General features: G+C 62.6%; 22 protein-coding genes. 7 read left to right on the top strand and 15 right to left on the bottom strand.

Annotated features, from left to right (window positions below; translation table 11 throughout):
- Positions 1–16 precede the first annotated feature (16 nt).
- From LVJ94_37730 to LVJ94_37685, 10 genes are all read right to left on the bottom strand, one after another.
- Positions 17–967 carry an aromatase/cyclase gene (locus LVJ94_37730; GenBank protein ID WXB02645.1) on the bottom strand — a complete coding sequence of 317 codons (951 nt, stop codon included), beginning with the start codon at positions 965–967 and terminating at the stop codon, positions 17–19.
- A gap of 50 nt (positions 968–1,017) precedes the next feature.
- Positions 1,018–1,803 carry a 3-oxoacyl-ACP reductase FabG gene (fabG, locus tag LVJ94_37725; GenBank protein ID WXB02644.1) on the bottom strand — a complete coding sequence of 262 codons (786 nt, stop codon included), beginning with the start codon at positions 1,801–1,803 and terminating at the stop codon, positions 1,018–1,020.
- Complete coding sequence (locus LVJ94_37720) at positions 1,800–2,081, bottom strand: acyl carrier protein (GenBank protein WXB02643.1); 282 nt, start codon at positions 2,079–2,081, stop codon at positions 1,800–1,802. The genes fabG and LVJ94_37720 overlap by 4 nt, the downstream gene beginning before the upstream one ends.
- A gap of 23 nt (positions 2,082–2,104) precedes the next feature.
- The gene (locus LVJ94_37715) at positions 2,105–3,334 is read right to left on the bottom strand and encodes a ketosynthase chain-length factor (protein ID WXB02642.1); all 1,230 of its coding nucleotides are present in this window, start codon (positions 3,332–3,334) and stop codon (positions 2,105–2,107) included.
- The gene (locus tag LVJ94_37710; protein ID WXB02641.1) at positions 3,331–4,611 is read right to left on the bottom strand and encodes a beta-ketoacyl-[acyl-carrier-protein] synthase family protein; all 1,281 of its coding nucleotides are present in this window, start codon (positions 4,609–4,611) and stop codon (positions 3,331–3,333) included. The genes LVJ94_37715 and LVJ94_37710 overlap by 4 nt, the downstream gene beginning before the upstream one ends.
- The gene (locus LVJ94_37705) at positions 4,611–4,940 is read right to left on the bottom strand and encodes a TcmI family type II polyketide cyclase (GenBank protein ID WXB02640.1); all 330 of its coding nucleotides are present in this window, start codon (positions 4,938–4,940) and stop codon (positions 4,611–4,613) included. The genes LVJ94_37710 and LVJ94_37705 overlap by 1 nt, the downstream gene beginning before the upstream one ends.
- A 110-nt stretch (positions 4,941–5,050) precedes the next feature.
- The gene (gene fabD, locus LVJ94_37700; GenBank protein ID WXB02639.1) at positions 5,051–5,965 is read right to left on the bottom strand and encodes an ACP S-malonyltransferase; all 915 of its coding nucleotides are present in this window, start codon (positions 5,963–5,965) and stop codon (positions 5,051–5,053) included.
- Between the two features lie 505 nt (positions 5,966–6,470).
- Positions 6,471–7,001, bottom strand: coding sequence for a hypothetical protein (locus tag LVJ94_37695; GenBank protein WXB02638.1), 531 nt, complete (start codon positions 6,999–7,001; stop codon positions 6,471–6,473).
- 569 nt (positions 7,002–7,570) lie between these two features.
- Positions 7,571–7,831 (bottom strand): hypothetical protein, encoded by a 261-nt coding sequence (locus LVJ94_37690; GenBank protein WXB02637.1) that lies wholly within the window; start codon positions 7,829–7,831, stop codon positions 7,571–7,573.
- 268 nt (positions 7,832–8,099) lie between these two features.
- Complete coding sequence (locus LVJ94_37685; GenBank protein WXB02636.1) at positions 8,100–8,576, bottom strand: hypothetical protein; 477 nt, start codon at positions 8,574–8,576, stop codon at positions 8,100–8,102.
- A gap of 906 nt (positions 8,577–9,482) precedes the next feature.
- Here LVJ94_37685 and LVJ94_37680 point away from each other — a divergent pair.
- Both LVJ94_37680 and LVJ94_37675 read left to right on the top strand, forming a co-directional pair.
- Positions 9,483–10,250, top strand: a complete 768-nt coding sequence (locus LVJ94_37680; protein ID WXB02635.1) for a GAF domain-containing protein — start codon at positions 9,483–9,485, stop codon at positions 10,248–10,250.
- Between the two features lie 115 nt (positions 10,251–10,365).
- Positions 10,366–11,895, top strand: a complete 1,530-nt coding sequence (locus tag LVJ94_37675; protein WXB02634.1) for an FAD-dependent oxidoreductase — start codon at positions 10,366–10,368, stop codon at positions 11,893–11,895.
- 33 nt (positions 11,896–11,928) lie between these two features.
- Here LVJ94_37675 and LVJ94_37670 read toward each other — a convergent pair whose 3' ends face one another.
- Positions 11,929–14,625 carry a protein kinase gene (locus LVJ94_37670; GenBank protein WXB02633.1) on the bottom strand — a complete coding sequence of 899 codons (2,697 nt, stop codon included), beginning with the start codon at positions 14,623–14,625 and terminating at the stop codon, positions 11,929–11,931.
- Positions 14,626–14,875: 250 nt separating this feature from the next.
- Between LVJ94_37670 and LVJ94_37665 the strand changes: the two genes are divergently transcribed.
- From LVJ94_37665 to LVJ94_37655, 3 genes are read left to right on the top strand one after another with little or no spacing between them, the layout of a single operon-like run.
- Complete coding sequence (locus tag LVJ94_37665) at positions 14,876–16,108, top strand: hypothetical protein (protein WXB02632.1); 1,233 nt, start codon at positions 14,876–14,878, stop codon at positions 16,106–16,108.
- A gap of 51 nt (positions 16,109–16,159) precedes the next feature.
- Positions 16,160–17,140 (top strand): alpha/beta hydrolase, encoded by a 981-nt coding sequence (locus LVJ94_37660; GenBank protein ID WXB02631.1) that lies wholly within the window; start codon positions 16,160–16,162, stop codon positions 17,138–17,140.
- On the top strand, positions 17,137–17,985 hold the full coding sequence (locus LVJ94_37655) for an isocitrate lyase/phosphoenolpyruvate mutase family protein (protein WXB02630.1): 849 nt from the start codon (positions 17,137–17,139) through the stop codon (positions 17,983–17,985). Before LVJ94_37660 ends, LVJ94_37655 begins: the two co-directional genes overlap by 4 nt.
- Here the strand turns inward: LVJ94_37655 and LVJ94_37650 are convergent.
- Together LVJ94_37650 and LVJ94_37645 are read right to left on the bottom strand one after the other, a co-directional pair.
- Entirely contained in the window at positions 17,976–18,956 is a 981-nt protein-coding gene (locus tag LVJ94_37650; GenBank protein ID WXB02629.1) for an aldo/keto reductase, read from the bottom strand. The two genes, LVJ94_37655 and LVJ94_37650, sit on opposite strands and share 10 nt — an antisense overlap.
- Positions 18,923–19,783, bottom strand: a complete 861-nt coding sequence (locus LVJ94_37645; protein ID WXB02628.1) for an EamA family transporter — start codon at positions 19,781–19,783, stop codon at positions 18,923–18,925. Before LVJ94_37645 ends, LVJ94_37650 begins: the two co-directional genes overlap by 34 nt.
- A gap of 92 nt (positions 19,784–19,875) precedes the next feature.
- Here LVJ94_37645 and LVJ94_37640 point away from each other — a divergent pair, with 92 nt between their 5' ends.
- Both LVJ94_37640 and LVJ94_37635 read left to right on the top strand, forming a co-directional pair.
- Positions 19,876–20,346, top strand: coding sequence for an Lrp/AsnC family transcriptional regulator (locus tag LVJ94_37640; GenBank protein ID WXB02627.1), 471 nt, complete (start codon positions 19,876–19,878; stop codon positions 20,344–20,346).
- A 171-nt stretch (positions 20,347–20,517) separates the two neighbouring features.
- Positions 20,518–22,773, top strand: coding sequence for a zinc-dependent metalloprotease (locus tag LVJ94_37635; protein ID WXB02626.1), 2,256 nt, complete (start codon positions 20,518–20,520; stop codon positions 22,771–22,773).
- Positions 22,774–22,777: 4 nt separating this feature from the next.
- Here LVJ94_37635 and LVJ94_37630 read toward each other — a convergent pair whose 3' ends face one another.
- A complete protein-coding gene (locus tag LVJ94_37630) occupies positions 22,778–24,241 on the bottom strand; it encodes an ABC transporter substrate-binding protein (GenBank protein WXB02625.1) in 1,464 nt (487 codons plus the stop codon).
- Positions 24,238–25,074: a hypothetical protein gene (locus tag LVJ94_37625; protein WXB02624.1), complete on the bottom strand. Its 837-nt coding sequence runs from the start codon at positions 25,072–25,074 to the stop codon at positions 24,238–24,240. The genes LVJ94_37630 and LVJ94_37625 overlap by 4 nt, the downstream gene beginning before the upstream one ends.
- Between the last annotated feature and the right edge of the window lie 10 nt (positions 25,075–25,084).

The raw sequence follows: 25,084 nt of genomic DNA, 5'->3' as shown, positions 1-25,084 counted from the left end.
CCGGCCTTGCGCCTCGTCATTTGCTGCGCTTCGCCTCTGCGTACTCTTTGGCGTAACCGAGGGTCGCACGGCTGTTCGTGCTCAGCGCGGTGCGAACGTAGTCCTTCGCCTTTTCGACGTCGGCCTGGGGGCCGAGAATCCTCGCGATGTTCTCCTCCTTGATGATGACCGTGTGCTGCGACGCTGCGCGGACGCCATTCACCGTCTCGCGGAAGGTCCAATAGCCGGTGTGCAGATCCATCAACGCGGGAAGCGTGATTTGCTTGTAGGCGATCCGGTAATGGGGGAAGCAGACGCGAATGGACTTGGTGGTGTGGGTGGAGCCATCCTTGGCCCGCGTGTCCATCTCCAGAGTCTGCAGGCCCTGCTCGTCCTGCTCGAAACTCACCCTCGCCACGTGAGGCAAGCGCTCGGTCCACAGATTCGCTTCGTTGATGAAATCGTAAACGTCTTTTGCCGACCCACGAATCTCGATCTCGTCCTCGAAGGACATGATCAGCTTCTCGGAGGCGGTCACCCGTTCGACGTTCGCCTTGAGTGCGGTCAGCTCGGAGCGTGAATTGCGGTCGACCGCCTCGTCAATCCACTTCAGGCCCGCCGGATCGTCGTTGATTGCTCGGTAATCGTGGAGCAGCCGAACCCGTGATTCGGAGTTGGAAATCGGCTCGATGATCCACGTTCCACCCATCGAGGCGACCGGGGGTGCGGACACCTCCTGCCGAAATTCGATGCGCAGCTTCTCGCGATCGAGGACGCGGCGCGACGCCCACGTTTTTGCCTGCCCATTGGCGGTCGCCCAAATCCGAATCCGCTCCTCGCGCTCGGTTTGCTCGAAACGATCGACGTACACCGTCGGAGGGAAGATTTGCGGCCAATTCTGCACGTCCGCAATCAATTGGTACACGGCTTCGGCTGGGGCGAGCACCGTGATCTCGTGCTCGACCTCTTTGAGGCCCATCGTCGGCATGGGATATGTCTCCTGGATGAATTTCTATGAACTGATGGGCGGGGCGCAGCTCAGAAGTTGCCCAGACCGCCGCACACGTTGAGGGCTTGCGCCGTAATCGAGCCCGCGGTATCGGTGGCCAAGTAGCCCACCAGGCCGGCCACTTCCTCCGGCGTCGAATATCGGCCGAGGGGAATCTTTGCCTGGAACTTGGTGAGAATCTCCTCTTCAGTGCTCTTGTACGCCGCGGCGTAACCTTGGCGAACGCGCGCTGCCATCGGCGTCTCCACGTAGCCCGGGCATACCGCGTTCACCGTGATGCCGGTCGGTGCAAGCTCATTGCCCAGTGCTTTGGTGAACCCCACCACGCCGTGCTTCGACGCCGAATACGGGGCTCCCAAAATGACACCCTGTTTGCCGGCTGTCGAGGCGATGTTGATGATGCGGCCCCATTTCTTCTGCCGCATTCCGCCCGGGCCGAGCACTTCGCGCGTGATACGAAAGACGCTATTGAGGTTCGTCTCGATGACGTCGTTCCAGAGGTCGTCGCTGATGTCGGCGGTGATGCCGCCGCCGCTGCGGCCGGCGTTGTTGACCAAGACGTCAATCGTGCCGAAGCGCGCGACAGCGCCCTGGACGAATGCGCGCACCGACTCCATGGAGCGCACATCCAGCGTGGTTCCATCGACCTCGAGAGCCTCGTCACGCAGCTTCTGTACCGTCTCCTTCACATTGTCGGCGTTGCGGGCGCCGATGAACACGCGATGTCCCTGCTTGGCCAGCAATCGGGCGACTGCGAGACCGATGCCGCTGGTCGCGCCCGTGACGAGGGCGACGCGCTGATTCGACTCGCTCATGATGCCTCGCGGAGCTGGGCGTTGGCGGCGTTGCGGTGGCCGTTCACCAAAGACAGCAGGGCGCGGGGCGTGCGGACCTGCGCGAGCGCGCCATCGTCGAGGGAGACGCGGCATTCGAGCTCGATCTGCCGGCCCGTTTCGAGCAGGGCCACCGATTCGTAGCCCAAGTCTGCAAAGTCGATGTCGAGGATATTGCTGTCCAGATCAACGCCCTCCGCCGCTCCGGCGCTAGCTAGAAGGACCCGCTTGAGATCTTCGAGGGTGAATTCTTTGGTCATGGTTGGCTCCCTGTATTGTGCAACTAGTTGTTCGAGGATTCGCGAAAGTCCCTCACGATGAGGGCGGAGTTGAAACCGCGATAGCCGCGGGCGAGAACGAGTGCGGTGCGGACTTTGGCTCGTCGCGGTGCGCCGGTGACCAGATCGAGCTGGTAGTCGGAGATTGCCGCGGTATGCACGGTGGGAGGGATGACGCCCTCTTGAATGGCGAGCAACGCCGTGGCCACGTCGAGCGGTGCGGCGCCCGAGTACAGCCGTCCGGTCATCGTCTTGGGGGCGGTGACGGGCACGCCGCGCGGGCCGAAAATCTCCGCGAGCGCCTCGGACTCGATGCGATCGAGCTCGGGGATCGCGGCTCCGTCGGCGAAGACTACGTCGATGTCGCGAGCTCCGACACCGGCGTCGGCCAGGGCCAGCTCGATGGCTTTGCGCAGACCGGGGCCGCGTGAGCTTCCCGGCTTCGGATCGATGGTCGCGCCGTATCCGGCGATTTCACCGTAGATCTTCGCGCCGCGTTGCCGTGCGGCGCTCCCGTTTTCGAGGATGAGGATCGCACCACCCTCGCCGGGGACGAAGCCCGATGCATCGGCGTCGAACGGAAGATACGCGCGCGACGGATCGGTTCGAGTGCTGAGTCGTCCGCTCGCTCCTTGCGCCACCCAGCCCCACGTGCATATCGACGCATCGATGCTGCCGGAGACGATGAGGGGCGTACCCTTGCGGATCTGGCGACGCGCCTGCGCGAGGGCATCGAGGCCGCCGGCCTGATCGCTCACCACCACGCCGCTCGGGCCCTTCATTCCATTGCGAATGGAGATCTGCCCGCTGTTGACCGCGTAAAACCAGGCGAAGGACTGGTATGCGCTGACGTGTTGGCTGCCCAGGCTCCAGAGCCTTTGGAGCTCGCGCTGGCCGAATTCGAACCCGCCCGAAGAGCTGGCGGTGACGACGCCCATGTCGAAATCGGCGAACGAGCCAGGCTTCACGCCCGCGTCTTCCAGCGCCCAATCGGTGGCGACCAACGCGAGCCGGGTCATGCGATCCGTTTGCGGGAGCAACCTTTGAGGCAGATGCTTCCCCGCCTCGAAGCCGTCGATCTCACCGGCCAATTGCGATGGATATCCCGTCGGGTCGAATCGGGTGATGCGACCGATACCGTTTTTGCCTTCGAGAGTTGCCGACCAATATTCCTTCGTACCGAGGCCATTAGGCGATGCGATGCCCAGACCGGTCACCACGACCGAGGTGCTCATGCCGCGCTCCTTGCAATGGTCGTGCTCGGGTCGGCGAGCACCATGGCGCTCTGAAATCCGCCGAATCCGCTGCCGACGGTCAGTACGACGTCCGTTTTGTGATCGCGCGCAACGCGCGGAACGTAATCCAAATCGCACTCGGGATCGGCATTGTGCAAATTGGCCGTGGGAGGAACCACGTTGTGCTGTATGGCGAGCACCGACGCGGCAATTTCAATCGAGCCAATGGCGCCCAACGAGTGCCCAACCATCGATTTGATGGAGCTCACCGGTGTGCGGTAGGCATGCTGACCCAGGCTCCGCTTGAATGCAGCGGTCTCGTGGCGATCGTTCTGCTTCGTGCCGGAGCCGTGCGCGTTGATGTAGTTGATCGCTTCGGGATTCATGCGTGACTCTTCCAGCGCCACGCGGATGGCCTCGGCCATTTCCACACCATCCGGGCGCAGCCCGGTCATGTGGAAAGCGTTGCAACGCGCGGCATATCCGGTGATCTCGGCGAGAATGCGTGCTCCCCGCTGCTTGGCGCTCTCGAACTCCTCGAGCACGAAGATGGCGGAGCCTTCGCCCAGGACGAATCCGTCCCTCGTCGCGTCGAACGGCCGCGAGGCGTGCTCGGGATCGTCGTTGCGCGGCGTGGTTGCCTTGATCGCGTCGAAGCAGGCCAAGGTGATCGGCGAAATGGGCGCGTCGGTCGCGCCGGTGATCATGACGTCGGCCGAGCCCTCGCGGAGCAGTTCGACGGCGTGGCCCACCGAATCGATGCCCGACGTGCAACCGGTGGACACCACGGTGCTCGGCCCTTCGGCGCCGAACGCCCACGCGATCTCCGCCGCGAAGGAGCTCGGCACGAAGTAATCGTAAAGATGCGGGACCGCATACGTGTGATCGACCCTCTCGAGCCGGCCGCCGTTGCTCACCACGCGGTACTCACTGTCGAGACCCATGGTGGCACCGACCGCGCTGCCGATGGTGACGCCGATGCGGTAAGGATCGAAACGATTCATTTCGATACCACTGTCGGCGATCGCTTCGCGCGCAGCCACGAGGGCCAATTGCGCGGCGCGGTCCATTCGGCGGATTTCCTGGGGCTCCAGGCCGCTCGCTTCGGGGTCGAAGTCGATCTCCGCCGCGACGCGCGAGCGAAACGGCGAGGGATCGAAGGTGGAAATCTTCCGCGTTGCGGTCCGGCCGTCGCAGAGCAACTTCCAGAAATTCGCGGTCCCGATGCCGCCTGGGGCCACCACGCCCAAGCCGGTAATGACGACACGCCGGCGCATCACTTCGAAGCTTCCCAATTGTAAAAGCGCGTAGCCATTGCATCGATCGGCGAGCGCCACGTGGCGGGGTCGTACGCTTGAATGAACGGCTTGAGATCCGTACTAATGTTGACGAATCGCGCATCGGACTTGGCGCGCTCGATGAGCTCGCCCCCGTTGTCGGTGTCGAAATCCTGAAGATGGAAATAGAGGCCTTTGTACGAAAAGAGCTGGCGTCGGCGCGTCCCCATACGATGGGGCATGTCGGTCAGGTCGAAATCTCGGAAAAGCTGGACGACGTTCGTGCTCCAGTGCGGCTCCATGCGGGCCACAATCAACGTGCTATGCATGTCATCTCCTCTTCGCGGCCGGATCGTTCCGGCCTCGAATGCTCGTACGAAAAATGGTCTACGAAGAACAGTGGCCGCCCGGTGCGGCTTCCGCGATCAAGATCCCGTCATCAATTCGTTTCGTTCTGCTCATGACGTACATCGAGATCTGCACGGTGGTGCGGAGCAAAACCCAGCGACGAAGCCGTTTCGTTCGAGTGACGTAGGAGCGAACCCTCGAGCGGCTCGGACCCTTTCTTGATCTGCCGAATCAGGCCGGTGAGAACCTTGCCCGGTCCGACTTCCTCGAACTGCGGATCGCTCAATGACATAAGGCGTCGAACCGTTTCTGTCCATCGGACAGGGCTCACAATTTGAGCGACCAACGTTTCGGCGATGGTCTCGGTTTCATGGGCCAATGCGTCTACATTGGAGATAACCGGGAATTGCAACGGCGACATGCGGATATCGCGTAAGAAAGCTCGAAACTCGTTGGCTGTTTCGGCCATGTAACGAGAATGGAACGCTGCACTCACCCGGAGTGGGACGAAGCTCCGGGCCTTCGCCGCGAGAAGGGGCTCCTTGCAACGCGCCAAGTCGTCTCGAGGCCCCGCGAGGACGACTTGCTTGGGGCCGTTGATATTGGCAATGTCAATCGTACTGGCGCCTTCGGCCCGGAGCACCTCGGCAACTTCGCTTTCGGTGAGTCCCATGACCGCGGCCATGCTTCCCGGGCTCGAGCGCGACATCAGCTCCCCGCGCTTCTTCACCAGGGCGACCCCAGTGGCAAAGTCGAATGCGCCCGCGGCAAACAGAGCGCTGTACTCACCCAGGCTATGGCCAGCAACGATATCGGGCTCGGCGCCTTCGGCCTGCTTCTCCATGAAGCTGAGGGCATTGACCACGAAGAGCGCGGGTTGTGTGTACTCGGTGCGGTCGAGGCGCGGATCCGCTTCCGCGAGGCACAGGTCCGTGACGGAATAGCCGAGCACGCGATCCGCCGTCGCCACAGCGTCCGGATACTTCGCAAAAAGTGCGCTCCCCATGCCGGCCTGCTGAGAGCCTTGACCCGGAAAAACATATATTCGAGTCATTGGCGGACCGTCGATGGTTTCGGTGATCGAATGTAAAGCATCGCCTTGCGCCCTCGAGGATGAAAGTGTGGTGGTTTGAAGTGGTGAATATAAGTAGTATGAGCGTAATGCGATGTATTCGTCGTTCGTTCGAATGGTTCAGCGGTCTCGGTACCGCCGCAGGCTCGAACGATGGGTGATGTGCATTTATTCGGTCGCGTCGTTCTGATTGCCCATTTTGACGATGACGTCTTGTACCGCCCCATGTCGTACATCGCCGGTCGTACCGCGCCATGCGCGCTCGTGTCGTCGGCGTGAATTTCTACGAGAACGTCCCTCGTAGACATCTACGTAATTTCTTTGACGCCTACTCGAAGAAAGGAACGAAATCCGCGCTCGGACATCAAACGAAAACGGCGACAATTATATCGCCATGGTTACACAGTGGCGCGTAACGTTCACCACTGGGTGCGCCGTGTCAATCGTCGTGACTTTGCTCGTGGCGCGATGGAGAAACGGTCTGTCGTGCGACGGGCTGTTTTTTCGGAATGCCCCGGATACGGGCGGCCAAATCGCGAACAGACAATCTCTCGCCCAGGATGGACTGCACCAATGTCCAACGGGCGTCGCGTCCGCGAACCTCGGTCAGAAGTTCGAGATGCGACCAGGTGATGGGGTGTCCGCCGTTGGCGCGCAAAGCCAATACCGCTTCGAGTTCGTCCACGGAGATCATTTCACTGACACGAGCGGAGCGGCGAAGCGCGCTCGGGTGAGTATCGAAGGCATGGGCCAGGCGGCGGAGCGCGTCGGTAGGAAAAGCACCGGTCGGATCGTGTCGAATTCTGCTCACGATGCGCCCTAGATCGTACCGAGTTCGCATCTCCTGGGTGGCGATGTCAGCGAGCCGTTCGAGGAAGTGCAGCACGACGGCTTCGAGTGGCGTACCCAGCAAATCGCCATCGAGCCGCTGTGGCTGCCCTTTTTGCGCCTGATCGAATGTTCGCCGCATGAAGTGGGGTGCCTCCGAATTCAAGATCTCGGGCAAATACGGATCATGGGATCAACGCTTGGCTACGTCAAGAAGTCGCCGAGGGAGCCACCGCACCACGGGAGGATCGGCGAGCATCGAGCATTCAATCGAGGAACGATGGGCGGATCCGACGGATTGCTGATGCCTAATGCACATCGGCTGATTGGCCCGCCAACCCGGGCGATAATTTGAAGTCCGGCATGTTTCGTCTAGCGCCTCGTATCGAAGTTCGGTCAGGTGGTGTGGTTGCCAATTCGTCATCGGCGCGGAACGCGACCGATGGATCGCGCCCGCCATCAGGTATCGGCCGCGGATGCGCGAGTGTTGGTCGAATTCGGCGCGGAGGCGGATTTTCCCGCCCGCTCCAGGGCACAGTTGCCGTCTTTGCCCGCGCGCGGGTCTGTCGTCATATGCGGCCGTGGGGCCGAAGGGGGTTGGAGGTTTAGCGACCTCGTTCCACGAACTCATGACACGACGGAGAAACTTCGCGCTGTGCCATTTTCCCGAAATTTGATGACCACCGACGACGGCGCCCCTCGAATCGAGATTCACGAGGCCACGATCCCGCCATCGACGGCGTGAAGCATCCACGTCGCTCGCCGGCGCGCGACGGGACACGTCATCGAGCCCGCTCGAACGGCGAAGTCGGCAATTAAAATCGCTACTTCGGTGGACGGTTGGCGCACCACCTGGACTCGCTGCAACGTCCTGGTGGCGATATCGCAGGAGTGTCGATTGAACACCCCGGCGGCCACCGTGGTGGCGTCAGCCGCGGCCTGCCTGGAAATCAGCACGATGGGGACGTTCATCGAAAAATCGTGTCCGGGCTTGATCGGATTGAACCGGGCGTCTCCGTTTCTTGGCGACTCGGAGACGAGCCCCCCCGGAAGGACTTACCAGTTTTCCCGGGGGGCTCGTTCGATGTGACTCTTGAATGACTTGATCGAAATATGATCGCGAAGGGGGGGCGGCGCGGCCACATTACCTTCGACCCGCGGATGCGGGTTCCATTACATGCATGAAAGCTTTCCCCCACGGCTCGTGGCCGGCGCCGCTGACGAGGAAAGTCTCGTCGCTCTACTTCTTTCGCGTCGAGGTGAAGTCGGCCGCATAGTGTTCGATCAGCGACCCGTCGGGGTTGTACTGGGTGATCACGCCCGTGGAGGTGAAACAACGATAGCTCGTGAGGGTGCCATCCTGGTGTCCGACGGCCTTACCGCCCGGCGGCAGATTGTGCTCGTAGTCGAACTGGATGGAGGAACCTTTTTGAGTCCAGGTCGCTGGTCCGTGCAGCCCAATGCTCGTTACCATCGACCCGCCGCCGCCCGCCTCGAAGGTGAAAGTCCCCGTGCGAGTGACGTCTCCGGCCGCGTGGTGTTCGATGACAGTGACCTCCCAAACGCCCACCAGCGAGCGACCAAATTGTGAGTCCTCTGCCGCCTGGGTGACGGCCGGCACGTCACCGTCATTCGTCGACTCTGCGGCGCATCCCGCCACAGTCGCCATGAGTCCGATCGTTCCTAGAAGTGCGCCCAATTTCATGAGTTTGGCCATGCTCAGCGCTAGAGCAAAGCGTTTGCCTAGTCGTCGCGTCGACACCAATCAAAAATTGCTCGGCAAAATCGATAATAGCTACTGCCATGTACCAAATTGATACGGTACGATGTACCAGTCCGCGTACCGCGCGTGATACATCTCGGAGCGAGAGTTAATTTGATTTCTAAATTCAATGCAATAGGAACGCGCCACGCGATGACGCGATTCGCGCATCGAGTGGGATGTCCGTGGTTCATCGATGCGACGAAGACATCGTCCGCGAACCGAGTCTCCTGGAGATAACCCGGTGAGGGACAACGATATTCGTGATGGCGTATTCGTCGTCGCGTTGACAGCAGCCGACCCATAAACCGCATTGGCGGAAACGTCCGTCCCGCGCCCGCCACGCCCGATGACGCTTTTTGGCATTGCACGACACCTCCCGCTTGCCGCGCACGATCGTATGAGAAGTCCCTGTTTCGTAGACGAACCCTGTTGCATGAGCCGGGGTTTCGTGTCTCTGGCTTCGAGTGCGGCTGAATCCGTTGGGGCATCCATCCCCGCGCTCCCACGTCACCTGTGCGCCGTGGGATCGCCAACATGTCCGTAATAGCAATTAGAGATATTTGGAATTGGAGTGCTTCTCCGTCTCATGCGACCAAGTGCGCGCTCGGGGATCAGGGCTGGGCATTTCGCGGGAGGGCCGCCCGTGCCTCGCGAGATCTCGCCATGGAGGCCTCCGCTCGACGCGTGGTGGCAGCTCTACGGTGAGGTCCCACACGCGTGCGTTTCTTGTCGCCGGGGTCAACGAGAACGCCGTCACCCTCGTGGCCGCCGCGGCCGGAGGCGCGCGCGTGGTAGCGGCAGCCGATTTCAGCCGCGATTCCCTTCCACACGGCATGCAGGCATGATGAAATTGTCGATATGGGATATCGGTGCGCTCAGTTCTTTCGTGAAGCTGAAAAGATCGGTGGCATCCCGGCGAAGGTTCGGTTGGCGTCGCTGGCATGCATCACCTCAGCCGAGGCAGCGGCGAGCAATGACGACCTTCGGCTCGTCACACGCTTGAAGGATGCGCTCGAGCAAGTCCGCACGGAGATTGATACGCGCACCGGTGGCTTTTTGGACCAAGCCACGATCGCCACGGGCAACAACGCCAAACTGGTCGCCAAGCTGCGCCGCCATATGGAAAGCTTCGTCGATATCATGAGCCAACGCTCGCTCATGCTGGGCAACATCCGTGAAGCGGCTCGCCGCACCAACGAAGCCGCAAGCTATGCGATGGATATCGCGCGTGTCAGCGTCTGGCTCATCGACGACAAGCGCACCAAGATCACCTGCGTCGATTTGTTCGATATGGACAAGGGAACGCACGGTGGCGGCGGCGGCGAGCTTTTCGCGACGCAGTATGCGCCGTACTTCGCGGCGCTCGGCTACGAACGCACCATCATTGCGAACGACGCGAGAAAAGACGCGCGCACCGCGTGCCTGGCCAAGTCGTACCTCGAGCCACTTGGCATCGGTGCCATGCTCGATGTTCCCATCTGGGCGCACGACCGCCTCGCCGGCGTGGTCTGCCACGAGCACGTCGGTGGTCCCCGTGAGTGGGACGCCGACGAAGAGCGTCTGGGCTATCTTCTGTCGAGTTTCGTCGCCCTCGCGCTCGAAGGTTCGCGCACCTCGTGGCGATAGCTAGCGCCGGTCGAAGCCGTTGACGTCGCCGTCCCACGAAACGCAACCGTGGGGCGGATGGCTGGCCTTGGTCGCCTCGTAGAAAGCGCGTACCATCGACGCGAAGGAGCTAACCATGGGCGGTGGAGACTCGAAGCTCGCGGGGCCCGATCTTGCGGTGGGGATCGGTATTGGGGAACTGGCCGACGGAGCCATGTTGGTAGGGCACGCGCATGGCGAGGCCGTGCTCGTGGCGCGGCGAGGTCGTGAAGTCTTTGCGATCGGTGCCACGTGCACGCATTACGGTGGGCCCTTGGCGGAAGGGCTGCGTGTGGGCGACACGGTCCGTTGCCCATGGCATCACGCTTGTTTTTCGCTGCGCACGGGCGAGGCGGTGCGCGCACCCGCGCTCAATCCCGTTGCGTGTTTCGATGTGGAGCAGCGCGAGGGGAAGCTCTACGTGCTTGGCAAACGCGCCCCGGAGGCCAAACGCGCGCCGGCAGGAGCTCCCGAGTCCGTCGTCATCGTCGGCGCCGGTGCCGCGGGCAACGCCGCGGCCGAAATGCTGCGACGCGAAGGGTACTCGGGAAAGGTGACCATGGTGGGGGCGGATCCGGCGCTGCCCTGCGACCGACCCAATCTGTCCAAGGATTACCTTGCAGGCACTGCGCCCGAGGAATGGATTCCGCTGCGGTCTCCAGACTTCTACGAAGCGCAGACGATCGATCTTCGCCTTGGCGCACAGGTGGAACGCATCGAGCCCGAGGCGCGCCAGGTGGTTTTTGCCGACGGAACGCGACTTGGCTATGGGGCACTTTTACTCGCCACGGGAGCCGAACCCGTGCGCTTGCAGATCCCGGGGGCCACGCTGCCGCACGTGCGCTATCTGCGATCCCTGGGCGATTGCCGCGCCATCATCTCGCGCTGCGAGCATGCCAAGAAGGCCGTGGTGGTGGGAGCGAGCTTCATTGGACTGGAAGTCGCCGCTTCGCTCCGCGCCCGCGGACTCGAAGTTGCGGTCGTCGCGCCCGAAAACAAGCCACTGGAACGGATCATGGGCACGGAGCTCGGAGACTTTCTCCGTGCACTCCACGAGGAGCATGGCGTCGTATTTCATCTTGGCCATACCGCCCATCGCATCGACGAGAAGGCCGTTATCCTCGACGACGGCGCGTCGCTCGACGCCGATCTCGTCGTCGTTGGCATTGGGGTCCGCCCCAACGTCGAACTCGCCGAGCGAGCGGGCCTGATGATCGAGCGCGGCGTCCGCGTCGATGCCTATCTCAAGACGAGCTCCCCGGGGATCTGGGCCGCCGGCGATATCGCACGATGGCCCGACCCTCACACCGGCCAGAACATCCGAATCGAGCATTGGGTCGTGGCCGAACGACACGGGCAGATTGCCGCGTTGAACATGTTGGGGCGCGCCACCGTCTGCGACGTCGTGCCGTTCTTCTGGAGCCAGCACTACGACGTGCCCATCGCCTACGTTGGCCACGCCGAGCGATGGGATCGCATCGACGTATCGGGCAGCCTCGCCCAGCGCGACGCCACACTGGCCTTCCGTGCGGGCGACAAGACGCTCGCCATCGCCACCCTCGGCCGCGACCTACAAAGCCTCGAAGCCGAGCGCGCGATCGAAATGGGGAAGGGGACCGTGCCCTAGCCGGATGGCAATGGACCCTCCAGCTCCGCGAATTCACGGCCCGCAGGCAAGTGCCCGGCTGCGTTGCTTTGCGTCCTTCGCCGTGACCGATGCCGGCTTCGCATTTCCCCAACGAGCGAGGACGACTCGGTACGCGTCGCAGGCTTTGTCCACATCTCCCAGCGCCTCACGTGTCCGGCCGAGCCAGTAATGTGCACGCGTATTGTCGAGTGCAGAATACAATGGATCACAGTGGCTCGATGCCAAGCCTAGCGATGCGGCGGCTTGTGCGGTGTCGCCGACGGCCAGGGCGATGCGGCCCTCCGTGAGTTTGGCACTGGTGCGATAGTCGGGGCTTTGACCTGGCAACAAGGTATTCGCACCCGAAGGTGGACGCTCGGCCCATGCCTCGGCGGCTAGTTCGGGATTGTTGCTGACCGGGCCCCATTGAAAGGCCCACATTTGATGCCTCGTAAAGTTCGTTCCCGCGCGCTTCTTCCACGCCTCGGTCGACGTGCGCCACTCCGAGCGTGACATCCGCCCTTGCCGAAACAGCACACCAAGAAGAAAAGGCTCGCCGGAATCCATCCAGAAGCCGTCGGTGAGTGCATCCTTTCGGAGAAAGAACCGTTGCGCGACTTCGGCCGCGGCTGCGTTGTTTCCCATTTCTAGCAGGACATCCGCCTTGAATCCGAGCAGGGCGAGATGTTCCAGTGTCAGCGACGGACTTTCGTAAGCTTCCAATCGTGCGAGACCTTTGCTGGCGAGTTTTTCCGCAGTGATGAAGTCTCCGACGAGCACCGCCAACTTTGCCATATGGATCGCAAAAACGCCCTCCCGGTAGCTGCTCGAATCGGTGTTGTATTCTTGCTGCAGTGTGGCCTTGATGCTTTCCAGTGGAGCGTCCTGAATACTGAGTGCGTTCGCTAGCATACCGTATGCCTGCGAGTTCGTCGGGACCAACGCAATCAATCTTCGAACCTCGGGTGCAATTGCCTGGCATTGACCCGTTGCACTCAAAATGCGAATCCGCTCCTGAATGCAATCGGCGGCGCCTGGGGCTATCTCGATGCATTTGTCGATTCCCTCGAGCGCTTCGTCGTATCGATCCAAAAATTCGAGGGCACCAGACCGCAGCTGCCAAGCGTCTGCATACAATGGGTCGATCGTCACGGCTCGAGTGAAAAAATTGAGGGCCTGCTCGTGCCCTTGTTCGCTCGCCGTGTGCATTTGAGCGAGACCGGCGAACAGAAGGATTTGCGCATCCTGCGGAAAACGCGTCGCGAGAGCATCGAGCCGGCGTGCCCACTCGTCTCGATCGGCAGGTTCGGTGGCGATTCGTGGAACGTAGGCATCGAGGAGCCCGCGGCCTCTTTCGTCGAGCGCGTCGCGTACCGACAATGCGAGATGGAACCGTTTGCGCGCCTCCGGGATCGGCTCCATGATCGACGACGTCAATGCAAGTTGCAATTGGGCCTCGGGGCATGTCGGATCCGATGCAGCCGCTCTCTGAAAATGGTAGTGTGCTCTTAGCCAATCCGCAGAGCGTTCCGCGGCCAGCGCCGCTCGGTACTGCGTTTGGGCCTCCGTGTTGCACGTCGACGAAATGGGCAACTGCGTCATCGACATGAGCGAGGAAACGGAGAGCGTCGAGCTCTTGCTCTCCGGGGCCGCTTTGGAGGAAATTGAACGTTGGTAAGCCCGGGCCGCGAATGCACCGCCAATGCTGATGGCGGTGCCGACGGCAGCCGCCCAGATGAAGCGACGCCACGATTCAGGCGCTCCGGTGCCTGCGGAAGAAAGGCTTTGGCGTTTGCCCTTTGGGTGCAAGGTCTCCTGCGAAAGAGTGTCGCCCATTGCCGGCGACAACTCTGCCGCGATCTCTGCGCGAAGTGAGGTTGCGATCTCGGAAATCGGACTGGCGAGCGCCTCTCCGAAGACCGAGAGAAGAGCCTCGCGCATCTCCGTTGCGGACTGCCATCGGTCCGCAATGTCGAATGCAAGAGCCTTGTCCACGAATTGCGTAACGGGGAGAGGTAGTTCTGGGGCGACGCCGGCCAAGGAACGGGCATGTTTGGACGCTGCCGCAGCCAGCAACCCACCGGTAGTCTCGGCCTGGTGCACGAACTCGCCCGAGAGCAGTGAAAACATGGTTGCGCCTACTGCCCAGCAATCGCTGTGCGGCCCAATCTTCTTTTGTTCTCCCAGTGCCTGTTCTGGCGGCATGAACGCAGGGGTACCCAATGTCCGACCCGTTGCGGTCGCGGTCCCTTGGCTCTCCGGCCATCGTGCGATCCCGAAGTCTAATACCTGCAGGTGTCCGGTGCTCGTGACGAATAAGTTGTCCGGCTTGATATCGCGATGGATGATCCCTTTCGTGTGCGCAAATGCGAGTACCTCCAAGGCATCCGCAGCCAAGACCGCGACTTCCGCGACACGTAAGTGCGGTCCCAGCCGTTCCCAGCGCCGTCGCAGTGTTTCTCCTTCGAGCAACGGCATGACCAGAAATGGGCAGCTAGCATCATCGACGCCGTCGTCCAAGACCCTCACGGCCCCTGGATGTCCGACCCGGTTCGCGATGTATGCCTCACGCCGAAACAGACGGCACATTGCCGAGTCATCGGAATAGCGCTCTAGTAAGAACTTCATGGCGACTCGCTGACGACGGCGATCGCTCGCAGCATAGACAGCGGCCATCCCGCCGAGTCCGATCAGGCGTTCGATGCGGTACTTCTGAACGGTCGTCCCCACGCGCTGCAAGAGCCGCTTGGACGCGGCCCCCGATATTTCCGGCTTCAGACTCTCCACGGGCTCGAGATCCGTTAGCGTACATCAGACGGACGCGCACGGGGCGGCTTGATGGCGCGGCGACTTTTCCGAGTCGTCGAGCCAGCTTCGCGTGGCGGTCGCTTTCGGAGACCGAAGCCTTGCCCGCTCGGTGTGTGGCGACGTCACGTGCCGATGCGGATGGCACCGAGCCTGCAACGCCATCGAAGCAAGCATGCTCGATAACGTTGCGCGAATCCGATTGGCGTATTTCGCAGTTGTCGTCGCCGCGGTGGTCTCATCGGTTGGCTGCAAGCGGGCGCCCACGTACCATCGCGATGTCGCGCCGATCGTGACGCGGCGGTGCATCCGTTGCCACGCGGGCGATGACGCCTCTGCGCCGCCGCGGCTCGATACCTACGAGAGCGTCGTGGGGGCGGCGCCGAAGATCAAATATACGGTTCAACGAAGGATGATGCCACCTTGGGGCGCCGACGATACCGGCATTTGCCGCACCTGGCGCGATGCGCTCTGGCTCGACAACGCCGAGCTCTCCACGCTGGTCGCGTGGACGGAGGGGGGGACTCCCGAGGGCGATCCCGTTGGGCGCGCGCATGTGCAGCCCGATTCGGTTCCCGAGCTTGCGCACGTCGAGGCCAGCTTGGACCTTGGTTTCGACTACAAACCTGGGCTCGGCCCCACGTCGTATCGATGTTTCGTCGTGGACCCGAACCTCGATCGCGACCGGTTCCTCACCGGGATTCGCGTCCGATTCAGCAATCCGCAGATGCTCGCCCAGGTCACCCTGTTTGCACCGCAGACCATCGCCGCAGAAGCCGAGGCTATCAAGTTGGACCAGGACGATCCCGCGGCCGGGTACTCCTGTTACGGCTCGCCCCGGGTGGATCCTGCGACCCTCGTTTCGAGTTGGACATGGTCCACCCCGGCGCAGATTTTCCCGGCGGGAACGGGAATACGACTTGCGGCGCACCGCAAATTGGTGGCGCAAGTCCACTACAACGTTCTGAACGCTGGACTGAACGCGTCGAGCCGCACGGCCATCGACCTGCAATTCGACGATAACGTGCGCGAGGCAACCTACCTCCCGCTGGCGGCGCGCGCCATGCAGCTCGCGCCGGGCAAGACGTACGCGGAGTCTTCTGCCGAAATGACGGTGACGGCGCCCTCCACGGTTTTCGGTGTGGCTCCCCGAATGCATTCGCTGGGCCGTACGATGCAGCTCGATCGCTTCCGCGGAGCATCCCCGAGCTGCGTCGGCAACTTCGATCATTGGGACTTCTACCGCCAGCGCCTCTTCACCTACGACGTACCGTTGCGCCTCGATGCCGGCGATCGTTTGCGTGTATCCTGCATCTACAACACCGAAGGCCGCGCGGAGCCCGTCCTCCAAGGTGAAAGCATTCGCGATGAGGAATGTGCGGCGTACCTCTACATGCCGTCGCCGTAGCCCATGTCCATATTTGCATGATATTTGTCGAAACTGACACATGATCGAAGCGTGGCCCGACACCAGATTCGCTGGGCCATGAACGAGCACACACCGAAGCTGCCATCCTATTTCGAACATTGCACCATTCCCGCGAACGACGCCGAGCTGTTCGTCCAGTTCGGCGGTGCGGGGCCCGCGGTCGTGCTTCTGCACGGCCATGCACAAAACGGCAATGCCTGGGCACCGCTCGCGGCCGATCTGGCCCGAGACCACCGCGTCGTCGTACCGGACCTGCGCGGACTCGGGCGCTCTTCGCGCGCTGCCGCGGGGTACGAGAAGGCGGCGCAAGCCGGCGACGTGCGTGCCATCGTCGAGGCGCTCGGCATCGACGACGTTGCCGTCGTGGGGCACGACCTCGGCGGCATGGTGGCCTATGCCTACGCCGCGCGATACCCCAGCAGCGTACATCGATTGGTCATCATGGACGCACCGCTACCCGGGATTGGCCCGTGGGAGGCGCTTCGCAAGATGCCTGCGCTCTGGCACTGGAACTTCGGCGGCTCCGTCGCCGAGCGCCTCGTCGCGGGGCGCGAGCACATCTACCTGGAGCACTTTTGGGATTACGCCGCCGACCCCTCGAAGATCCGCCGGGAGGTGCGCGCATACTATGCCGAGCAATACGCCGCACCGGGAGCGATGCGCGCCGCGTTTACACAGTTTGCTGCCTTTCCCCAAGATGCGCGCGACAACGCCGTGCTTGCGCGCAACGCGCTGACCATGAAGGTTCTCGCCATGGGCGCACAGCCCGAGATCGACGGGCGGGTCACCGGATTGGGGCCATGGGTTGCGGCCACATTGCGTGAGGTGGCCTCCGACGTCGAGGAGGTCGTCGTGGCAGGCTCGGGCCATTGGCTCCTCGAGGAAGAGCCTGGCGTCGTCGTCGCGCGAATTCGCGAGTTCCTCGAGGGGGCTCCGCGCGACCGCAAGATCTTCCAAGTTCCGTCCAGGGCGCGTCCCTACGATGGTGGCCGACCAAGGAGATCGGAATGAAGCAGCTCTCAATCGAAGAAAAAGCGGCCAGATTCTCACAGATGCACGACGCGGGGTGCTTCATTCTGCCCAATGCCTGGGACGCGCCCAGCGCCGTGTTGGCGTGCGAAGCCGGATTCGGCGCAGTCGCAACGACCTCGGCGGGGGTGGCGCTCGCGCATGGCTTCCCCGACGGCGAACGCATTGGCCGTACGCGCATGCTCGCGGTCGCGGGCAGCATCGCGCGCCGTTTGCCGGTGCCGGTGACCGCCGATCTCGAGGCGGGCTACGGCCCCGCGCCCGAAGACGTCGCCGCCTCGATTCGCGGGGCCATCGATGCCGGCCTCGTGGGTTGCAACATCGAAGATACCGATCCACGCAAAGGTGCGTTGTTCGAATTGGAATCCGCCGTCGCGCGCCTCCGCGCCGGAGCCCGAGCGGCGCGCGATGCCGGTCTCGCGAACTTCGTCCTCAATGCGCGAATCGACACCTTCTTCGTGGGCACCGGCTCACCCGAAGAACGCGCCGCGGAGGCCATCCGGCGTGGTAATGCCTATTTGGAGGCGGGCGCCCGTTGCGTCTTCGTTCCCGGCCCCGTCGATACGGCCACTATCGGGGCCCTGGCCAAGGGGATCCACGGCCCGCTCAACGTGTGGGGCGGCGTCGGCGATCGCCTTGCGCCCCTCGAGGAGCTGCGCGCGCTGGGCGTACGGCGTGTGAGCCTTGGGGCCGGGCCGATGCTCGCGACCTATGCCTTTGCGAAGCAGCTTTTCGAGCGCGCGACCTCGGAGCGCGGCGTCGCGTTCGACGGCGCGGGAAGCATGTTTGGCGAGCTCACGGGATTGATGCAAAAATATCACGAATGACCGCGCACGGTGTGCGGTCGATACGGAGCCTCCAACTGCGCAACTTCCTCGTGCGTCAAGGTGAGCTCCACGGCCGCCACCGCATCGTCGATATGATGCAATTTGGTCGCGCCCACGATGGGGGCACACACGCCGCTCTTTCCGAGTAGCCAAGCCAGCGCAACGCGTGCCATGGGAACGTTGCGCTGCGCGGCCACACGCGACAGAGCGTCGACCACGTCGAAATCCGCCTCCGTGTACAGTTCGTTGGCATAAGGATCGTTTCCGGCGCGCACCGTGTGCAAGGCACCGCCCCGCGAGCGCGCGCCCGCGAGCAGCCCCCGCGCCAGTGGACTCCATGGGAGTGCCCCCACGCCTTGGTCGATGCAGAACGGCAGCATCTCCCGTTCCTCCTCGCGATAGGCCAAATTGTAATGGTTCTGCATCGACACGAACCGTGTCCATCGGTGTGCATCGGCGGTGTATTGCGCTTTGGCGAATTGCCACGCATACATGCTCGACGCGCCGATGTACCGCGCTTTGCCCGCGCGCACCACGTCGTGCAGTGCCTCCATGGTTTCTTCGATGGGCGTCTCGTCATCCCATCGGTGGATTTGATACAAGTCGACGTATTCGGTGCCCAGCCGCCGCAGCGATGCGTCGATGCTCGAGAGAATGTGCTTGCGCGAGAGCCCGCGGTCATTGGGCCCCGGCCCCATGGGATAATAGACTTTGGTCGCCAGCACGTAGTCGTCGCGGTGCGAAAAGAGCGTGCGCAGAAGCCGCCCGGTGATCTCCTCGCTGGCGCCATCCGAGTACATGTCGGCGGTGTCGAAGAACGTCACGCCGGCTTCCACGGCGCGCCGCACGAGGGGTTCGGCCTCGTCGAGCTCGAGGTGCCATGCCCGTGAGCTCTTGGTGCCGTAGCTCATCATGCCCAATGAGATGCGCGATACCTTCAGACCGGATGTTCCAATTCGTGCGTACTGCATGCATTCTCCTGTTCCCGTGGCAGGGATTGATGTAGGGCCACCCCGGTGATGATCAATGCCACCCCCGTCAGGTCCTGAGCCGTGGGCACCTGCTGCAATGCGAGCAGCCCCACCACCGTTGCGGTTGCAGGCAGCAAGGCGAGCAGCAGCGCAAACGTCGACCGCGGAAGCCGCGCCATGGCCAGTTGATCGCACACGTAGGGGATGACCGATGACGAGATGCCCACACCGATGGCCGCGCCGAGCAACGTCGGACTGTGAAAGGCTGGCATCGCATCGCGGATCCCCAGCGGCAATGCGACCACCATGGCCACGAGCATGGCTGCCCCCAGTCGGTCGATCCCGCTGCGCGCCGCGATGCGATGGCCGAGCACCACGTACAGCACGAAGAGCGCGCAATTCGCGAACGCGAACAGGTAGGCGAGGGGATCGCCGGCAAGCCGAACGCGGGTCAGCGCGTAAACGCCGGCCGTGGCCAGCGCGAGGGCCAGCAGGTTGCGCCGCGTTCGCGCCCCGGCGGCGGCCAGCGCGATGGGACCGAGAAACTCGATCGCGCCCACCGTGCCCAAGGGAAGGCGGGAGATGGCCAGGTAAAAGCACACGTTCATGGCCGCCAGAACGACACCCAGCGCGACGATGGTCCTATTTACGAAACGCCAGGGACGCCGCCATAACGCGAAGACCGCGCCTGCGCTGGCAATGCGCAGCCACGCCACACCGAGCGGATGGATCTGGGCGAACAAGAGAACGGCAAACGCAGGCCCCAGGTAATGAAACAGCGCGCTGCACAGAAAGAAAACGTGCGGAGGAATGCTTCTTCGACTCACGGCATGGACTTTGGTGCACGCACGCCGATCGCGCTATCATGCCCTGAAAGCGAAACGGCGATTTTGCCTTCGTTTTGAAAGGAGAAGTTCGATTGAGCCTAAAAACCTTGAACCTGGCCCGCGATCCCTGCAACGCGGAGCTTCTTCGGCTCCTGCAGGGCGACCCGCGCATGTCGGTTTCGGAGCTCGCCCGGCGCGTGGGCATGTCCGCCCCGGCGGTGAAGGAGCGCGTTCAGCGTCTGGAGGACGCCGGCATCATCAAAGGCTACCGCCTGGAGCTCGACCCCGCGGCGTTGGGACTGCCCATTACCATCTACGTGCGGGTGCGGCCGGCACCGGGAAAACTTCCCAAGGTGGCCGACCTTGCACGCTCGATGCCGCAGGTCGTCGAGTGCCACCGCATCACGGGGGAGGACTGCTTCATCATGAAGATCCACATCGATGCACTGGAGAACCTGGACCGTATCCTCGATCGGTTTCTGGCCCATGGCCAAACCACAACATCGATAGTGCAATCATCTCCCGTGCCATTGCGTCCGCCGCCTTTGCCGCCCTCCACTTAAAATGAAATGACTTTGCTAAGGGGACGTTCGTCGCCGCACTAACGAACCAGCATCGTTCCAAAGTGTGTCTAGTATAGCAGACGTATTGTTCGTTTTGTTGAACTTTAACTTGCAGAAACGTTCACGCACGGCTAATTCGCTGCATCCTGGGGGGAGTGGAGGGTGTTCGCGATGTCGCTCGCTCGAACGTTCCGTGGGGTCCATTTGTCGCTGGCGCTCGTAGCGCCAGCCGTCGTCGTTGCCGCCGGATGCGCGCAAACGACCGATTCTTCGATCACAGAATCCAATGAGCTCTCGCAGGGCGACGCATTCGTTGCCATAGATCGGCCGCTGCCCGCGGCGGCGCAGGGGCTTATGACGCAGTCGGTGCCGAGCACCGACACGCCGCGTTCCTTTTACGTGGCCATCAACCGGAAGGAGCTCGGGCAGCGGTATTTCCTTACGGCCTACGTCAAAGATTACTTTCCCGGTACCGTCGGTGCCTTCGCCGCCGCGTCACTCGGTGTGCGTGTGGTCACCTTCCGGGAGCAAAACGGAAAGCTCTTCGTCTTCGATGCATCGAACAATTACGCCACCAGCGATACATTCGACCCATCGTTGATCGTCGAGGCGTACCCCATCGTAAAGTCGAATAGCTTCGATGAGCTCGCTGGCTCGCACAATTACGTTCTTTTCGATCCCGCCGCAGGCTTGAACCGCTTTGGCGTGCTGTCGGACGCATTCGGCCAGGGCTCTCAGCCCGCGCATTTCCAGATCGATTTGGCGTTTTTGCAGAAGTTCCGCAAGCTTTCGGACGGCGTTACCTTCGAGGAGGTGTTCACGGGCTTCAGCGACGACGTGGCGCTGAACGCCAGCGGCGGGCTCGAACCGAATCGGTTCAAGGCGTCGGGCACCTTGGGGCTTTCGCTCCGCCGCTACCAAGAGAGCCCGGATTACGTGGCTTCGCCGCTTCCCGCGAAGGAATTCTATTTCCGTAGCGATCGGCACTCCGTCAAAAACACGGGGACCACGTCGCAAACGCCGGTGAAATGGAACATTCACCCCGGTGGAAAGCCGATCACCTGGCTCCTGTCCAATCACTTCCTCAAGTTGAAGGACAATCCGGTTTACGCGCCGTACGACATCCTGGGGGCCGTCAAACACGGTGTCGAGGGATGGAACCAGGTGTTCGGCTTCAAGGCGCTCGAGGCCAAGGTGGCCAGCGCCGACGATTCGTTTGCCGACGACGACAAGAACTACCTCGTCTTCGACGCCGACCCCACGTACGGATTCGCCTTTGCCGATTGGCGATCCAATCCGAACACCGGCGAAATCCGCGGTGCGAGCGTGTACTTCAACGGCGTTTGGCTGACCTCCCTCAGCGCGTTCTTCGACGATCCGCCCGCACCCGGTCCGGTCGCCCCGCGGCTGGACATTGGGTCGCCCGCGCATGCGCCCATCCCCGGGCTCTCGTGGGGCGATTTCCGCAGCGATCCGTCGTGCGTGCTCTGGGCCCCCACGGCTGCGGAGCTGCAGGAGGCCGAGCAGGCCGCGGGGGCGCTGCCGCCGCTCACCAAGAAGCAGAAGTTCGAGGCGTACATCTCGCACGTGATTTCGCACGAGATCGGCCACACCTTGGGCCTGCGTCACAACTTCAAAGGTTCGCTCGAGCCCATCTCGTCGACGGTGATGGATTACAACCTGACCCAGGATCGCGCGCGGATCGGCGACCCGCTGCCCTACGACTACGCGGCCATCAAATACCTGTACGGGCTCTCGAACGAAGCGCCCACGCAGCGGTTCTGCACGGACCCCGACGTGCTCGTCGATCCCGAGTGCTCGCGGTTCGACTTCGGGGCAAACCCGCTCGCCGATGACGCGACGCCCGGCTACAACACGGCGTTGAACGGCTTCCTCAGCGGCTCCGTGGGCGCGCCGCCGGGCAACATTCTGAACCGGCTCCTCAAATGGATCCGCGGTGGGACGGCTGCGCAGCACCTGCAAGCGTGGAACGTCGCCCTCGGGCCGCTCAAGGTCCCCGCCGACCCCACCAAGGTCGCCACCATTCCGGGGTACGCTGCGCGTGTGGATCAGGCGACGAGCCTTCTCTTCTCGCGTCTTTACCTGGATGCAGCCTCGCTCCGCGGGGATACGCGCAATGGCGGCGCCTTCCTCGCCGACCCGCCGTTCGATGCGCAGGTCACCCCGCTGATCATTGCCGAGTTGAAGGCAAACCTCGTCAATGTCGATTCGATTCGCTCGTACCCCACACGCCGCACGGCGGTGGCCGTCCTGAAGAAGCTGCAACTCACGGCGGCGCTCAGCGCGCTCGTCGACGCGCGCGCGACCATTCAGGCCGCGCGCCCGGGCTTGAGCGGAGACGATGCCGTCCTGACGGACGAACTCCTCTCCCGCATCGACACCGCCGTGACGAACTACTTCAATTAGGTTTTCACCAGCCTAGCCAAGAACTCTCCAGGGAGATGGTGCGGTCGGGCGGCTCGCGAACCAGCTTGCCGTCCGTTCCGATTTTGTAAATCGCCTCGGTGGACTGGGGCCGATGGTCCTTTTCGCCATAGGACAATCGGTCCGTGAGTCCCCCCATGTCGATGTTGCGGAATGTCTCGAGGGCGGCTCTCAAGTTTTCGCCCGTCACCGGTTTTCGTTGGCTGACCACCGCCTCGACGCCCAATCGGAAGAGCATGGCGTTGATGTAGCCCTGCACGTAGCGCACATTCTTGTACGAAGAGGCCGCCGCGCCCGATTGGGCCGCATCGATCTGCCGCCACTTGTCGTGCAGCTCCATGACCCTGGTCATTTCGCTCGAGCCGCGGCTCGAATCTCCATAGGGCGTATAGGGCACGATGCCGTGCACGGCGTTGACGCACGGCACCCCACAAATCGTGTACATGTCCTCGCTGAAGCCGTTGTTGTTCAAAATGAGCTGCACGTCGGGGATCGGCGGGGTCGTTCCTGCGAGCGCCGATTTCATCCGCGACAGGGCAATGGCCATTTGCACGCTCGTCGTCGTGGTATTGCCGCCCCACACCCAATCGACGATGTTGTAGCTGGGGTCGTCGTTCTTCTTGTGCGCCTGCTCGTCCTTGAAATATTGCAACACCGCGGCATCGTACGCGGCTTGATCTTGCCCGCTCTGCTGCAGCGGGAGGACGCGACCGATGTCGAGGCCAAGGCTTTCGGCATGAACCCGGCCTGCCTGCGCGGGGCCGGTGCAATAGGGATCGTCGCACACGAAGAAGCCGACCCGCTTTCCGCCCAATGTCTTGATGTGGAACATCGCAATGCGGGCGCCCGTCGAATAATCCGTGAAGGCGAAGAAGTTGTACGGATAGCCGTTGGTCGCAAAGTGCGTTCGCAGCGTGTTGCGTGCGAAATTTTGGCCGATCTCCGGCACCGTCACGTCGATGCTCACCGCGTCGGGGGAGGCGAGGGAAGCGTGCTGCCCGCCGAGCAGCGGTTTCTTGTCGGCGGCGACTTTGTCGGCGAGACCCAAGGTGTCCGGCGTGCCGTACCCCAAAATGGCGACCACCTGCGGCCACGTGGGATCGGCCTTCCACCCTTCGTAGACCTGCTGCGCATTGTCGGCTTTGTATCCATAGTCGGTGGACACGAAGTTGATATGGCAACCCTTGATGCCACCATTTTCGTTCAGCTCGCGGAAGTAATCTTGCTCGCCGGCCAGGTAGGGCGCGCCCAGCGTCTTCGTCGGGCCGGTCACGTCGATGATGATGCGCACCTCGATATTGCCGACGCAGCGGCCATCGCCCGCGTCTCCACCGTCCGCCGTCGAGGCGGAGACGTAGCGGTCAGAGGGAATGTCCAAGATGTCCGCGCACGCCAGCATGCCGCACGCGCAGGAGAGTGCTGCCATGCTCCACTTGATGCGTCGTATCATCGCCAAGCTCCCCCGAGCGTGATGCCGGCCATTTGAGGCCCGACCTTGGGTGTGATCTGCAACGCGGCCGACCGCTTGTTGTCCGGTGCGAGGAAGTAGAGGAGCAAGCCACCGGCGACGGCGACCCCTCCGGCAACGAATCCAATGGTGGAGAGGGTGGCGAAGCGGCGCGCGTCGTCGGTCAGGCTCAGGGCCTGGTTGTCGTTGCACGCGCTGCCATTGCAGAGTTTCGACGCATCGTCGTTCTTCGATTTGGCCATCATCCCGAAGATGGCGCCCGCGCCGAGCAGCGCGAGGCCGGTTCCTCCGGCGACGATTCCGCCGATCTGCATGGTGGAGCGTGTCGTATCGGGTCGTTCGGCGGGCGAGGCCGACGCGCGGTTCGCCGGCGTCACCACGATCGAGCCGCCTTGCGAGGACGATCCGTTCGGCGGGGAGGCGGCGGCATTTTTGCGAATGGACTCTTCTTCTTCCTTCAATGCGGCGAGCCGCTCGGTGGCCCTTTTGGTGAGGTCAGGTTCCGTTTGCGGTAGGTGCAAGTAGCGCCGGTAATAGTCGGCGGCGACCTCCCGTTCGTGGAGCTTGCGGTCGTAGATATTTGCGATGTTGTAGAGGTTTCGGCCGTCTGCCGAAATTTGATAAGCTCTCTGATAAGCCGCAATGGCTTTGGGGTATTCGCCTTTCGCGACCAGCGCGAATGCTTCGTCCGCCCACTCGTCGGCAGTTTTTTGCTTGTCGGGGGTGGGAGTACCCGGTCCGTCGGCGGCGAATGCGACGGTCGGTGCGGTAAGTGCCACACAGAGAGCAAAGAAGGCCGAATGCAACTTCGCCATGTCCATTTTT

It is taken from the genome of Sorangiineae bacterium MSr11367, from assembly GCA_037157805.1.
In the GTDB taxonomy this organism is placed as follows: Bacteria; Myxococcota_A; Polyangia; order Polyangiales; family Polyangiaceae; genus Pendulispora; species Pendulispora rubella.
Note: the sequence above shows the minus strand (reverse complement) of the source record. Positions and strands in the feature narration are given on the sequence as shown.

Coding starts and splice junctions, on each gene's coding strand:
- LVJ94_37730 (WXB02645.1), bottom strand. CDS start 967: ATGCCGACGATGGGCCTCAAAGAGGTCGAGCACGAGATCACGGTGCTC.
- fabG (WXB02644.1), bottom strand. CDS start 1,803: ATGAGCGAGTCGAATCAGCGCGTCGCCCTCGTCACGGGCGCGACCAGC.
- LVJ94_37720 (WXB02643.1), bottom strand. CDS start 2,081: ATGACCAAAGAATTCACCCTCGAAGATCTCAAGCGGGTCCTTCTAGCT.
- LVJ94_37715 (WXB02642.1), bottom strand. CDS start 3,334: ATGAGCACCTCGGTCGTGGTGACCGGTCTGGGCATCGCATCGCCTAAT.
- LVJ94_37710 (WXB02641.1), bottom strand. CDS start 4,611: ATGCGCCGGCGTGTCGTCATTACCGGCTTGGGCGTGGTGGCCCCAGGC.
- LVJ94_37705 (WXB02640.1), bottom strand. CDS start 4,940: ATGCATAGCACGTTGATTGTGGCCCGCATGGAGCCGCACTGGAGCACG.
- fabD (WXB02639.1), bottom strand. CDS start 5,965: ATGGGGAGCGCACTTTTTGCGAAGTATCCGGACGCTGTGGCGACGGCG.
- LVJ94_37695 (WXB02638.1), bottom strand. CDS start 7,001: ATGCGGCGAACATTCGATCAGGCGCAAAAAGGGCAGCCACAGCGGCTC.
- LVJ94_37690 (WXB02637.1), bottom strand. CDS start 7,831: ATGAACGTCCCCATCGTGCTGATTTCCAGGCAGGCCGCGGCTGACGCC.
- LVJ94_37685 (WXB02636.1), bottom strand. CDS start 8,576: ATGGCCAAACTCATGAAATTGGGCGCACTTCTAGGAACGATCGGACTC.
- LVJ94_37680 (WXB02635.1), top strand. CDS start 9,483: ATGGGATATCGGTGCGCTCAGTTCTTTCGTGAAGCTGAAAAGATCGGT.
- LVJ94_37675 (WXB02634.1), top strand. CDS start 10,366: ATGGGCGGTGGAGACTCGAAGCTCGCGGGGCCCGATCTTGCGGTGGGG.
- LVJ94_37665 (WXB02632.1), top strand. CDS start 14,876: ATGCTCGATAACGTTGCGCGAATCCGATTGGCGTATTTCGCAGTTGTC.
- LVJ94_37655 (WXB02630.1), top strand. CDS start 17,137: ATGAAGCAGCTCTCAATCGAAGAAAAAGCGGCCAGATTCTCACAGATG.
- LVJ94_37650 (WXB02629.1), bottom strand. CDS start 18,956: ATGCAGTACGCACGAATTGGAACATCCGGTCTGAAGGTATCGCGCATC.
- LVJ94_37635 (WXB02626.1), top strand. CDS start 20,518: ATGTCGCTCGCTCGAACGTTCCGTGGGGTCCATTTGTCGCTGGCGCTC.
- LVJ94_37630 (WXB02625.1), bottom strand. CDS start 24,241: ATGATACGACGCATCAAGTGGAGCATGGCAGCACTCTCCTGCGCGTGC.
- LVJ94_37625 (WXB02624.1), bottom strand. CDS start 25,074: ATGGCGAAGTTGCATTCGGCCTTCTTTGCTCTCTGTGTGGCACTTACC.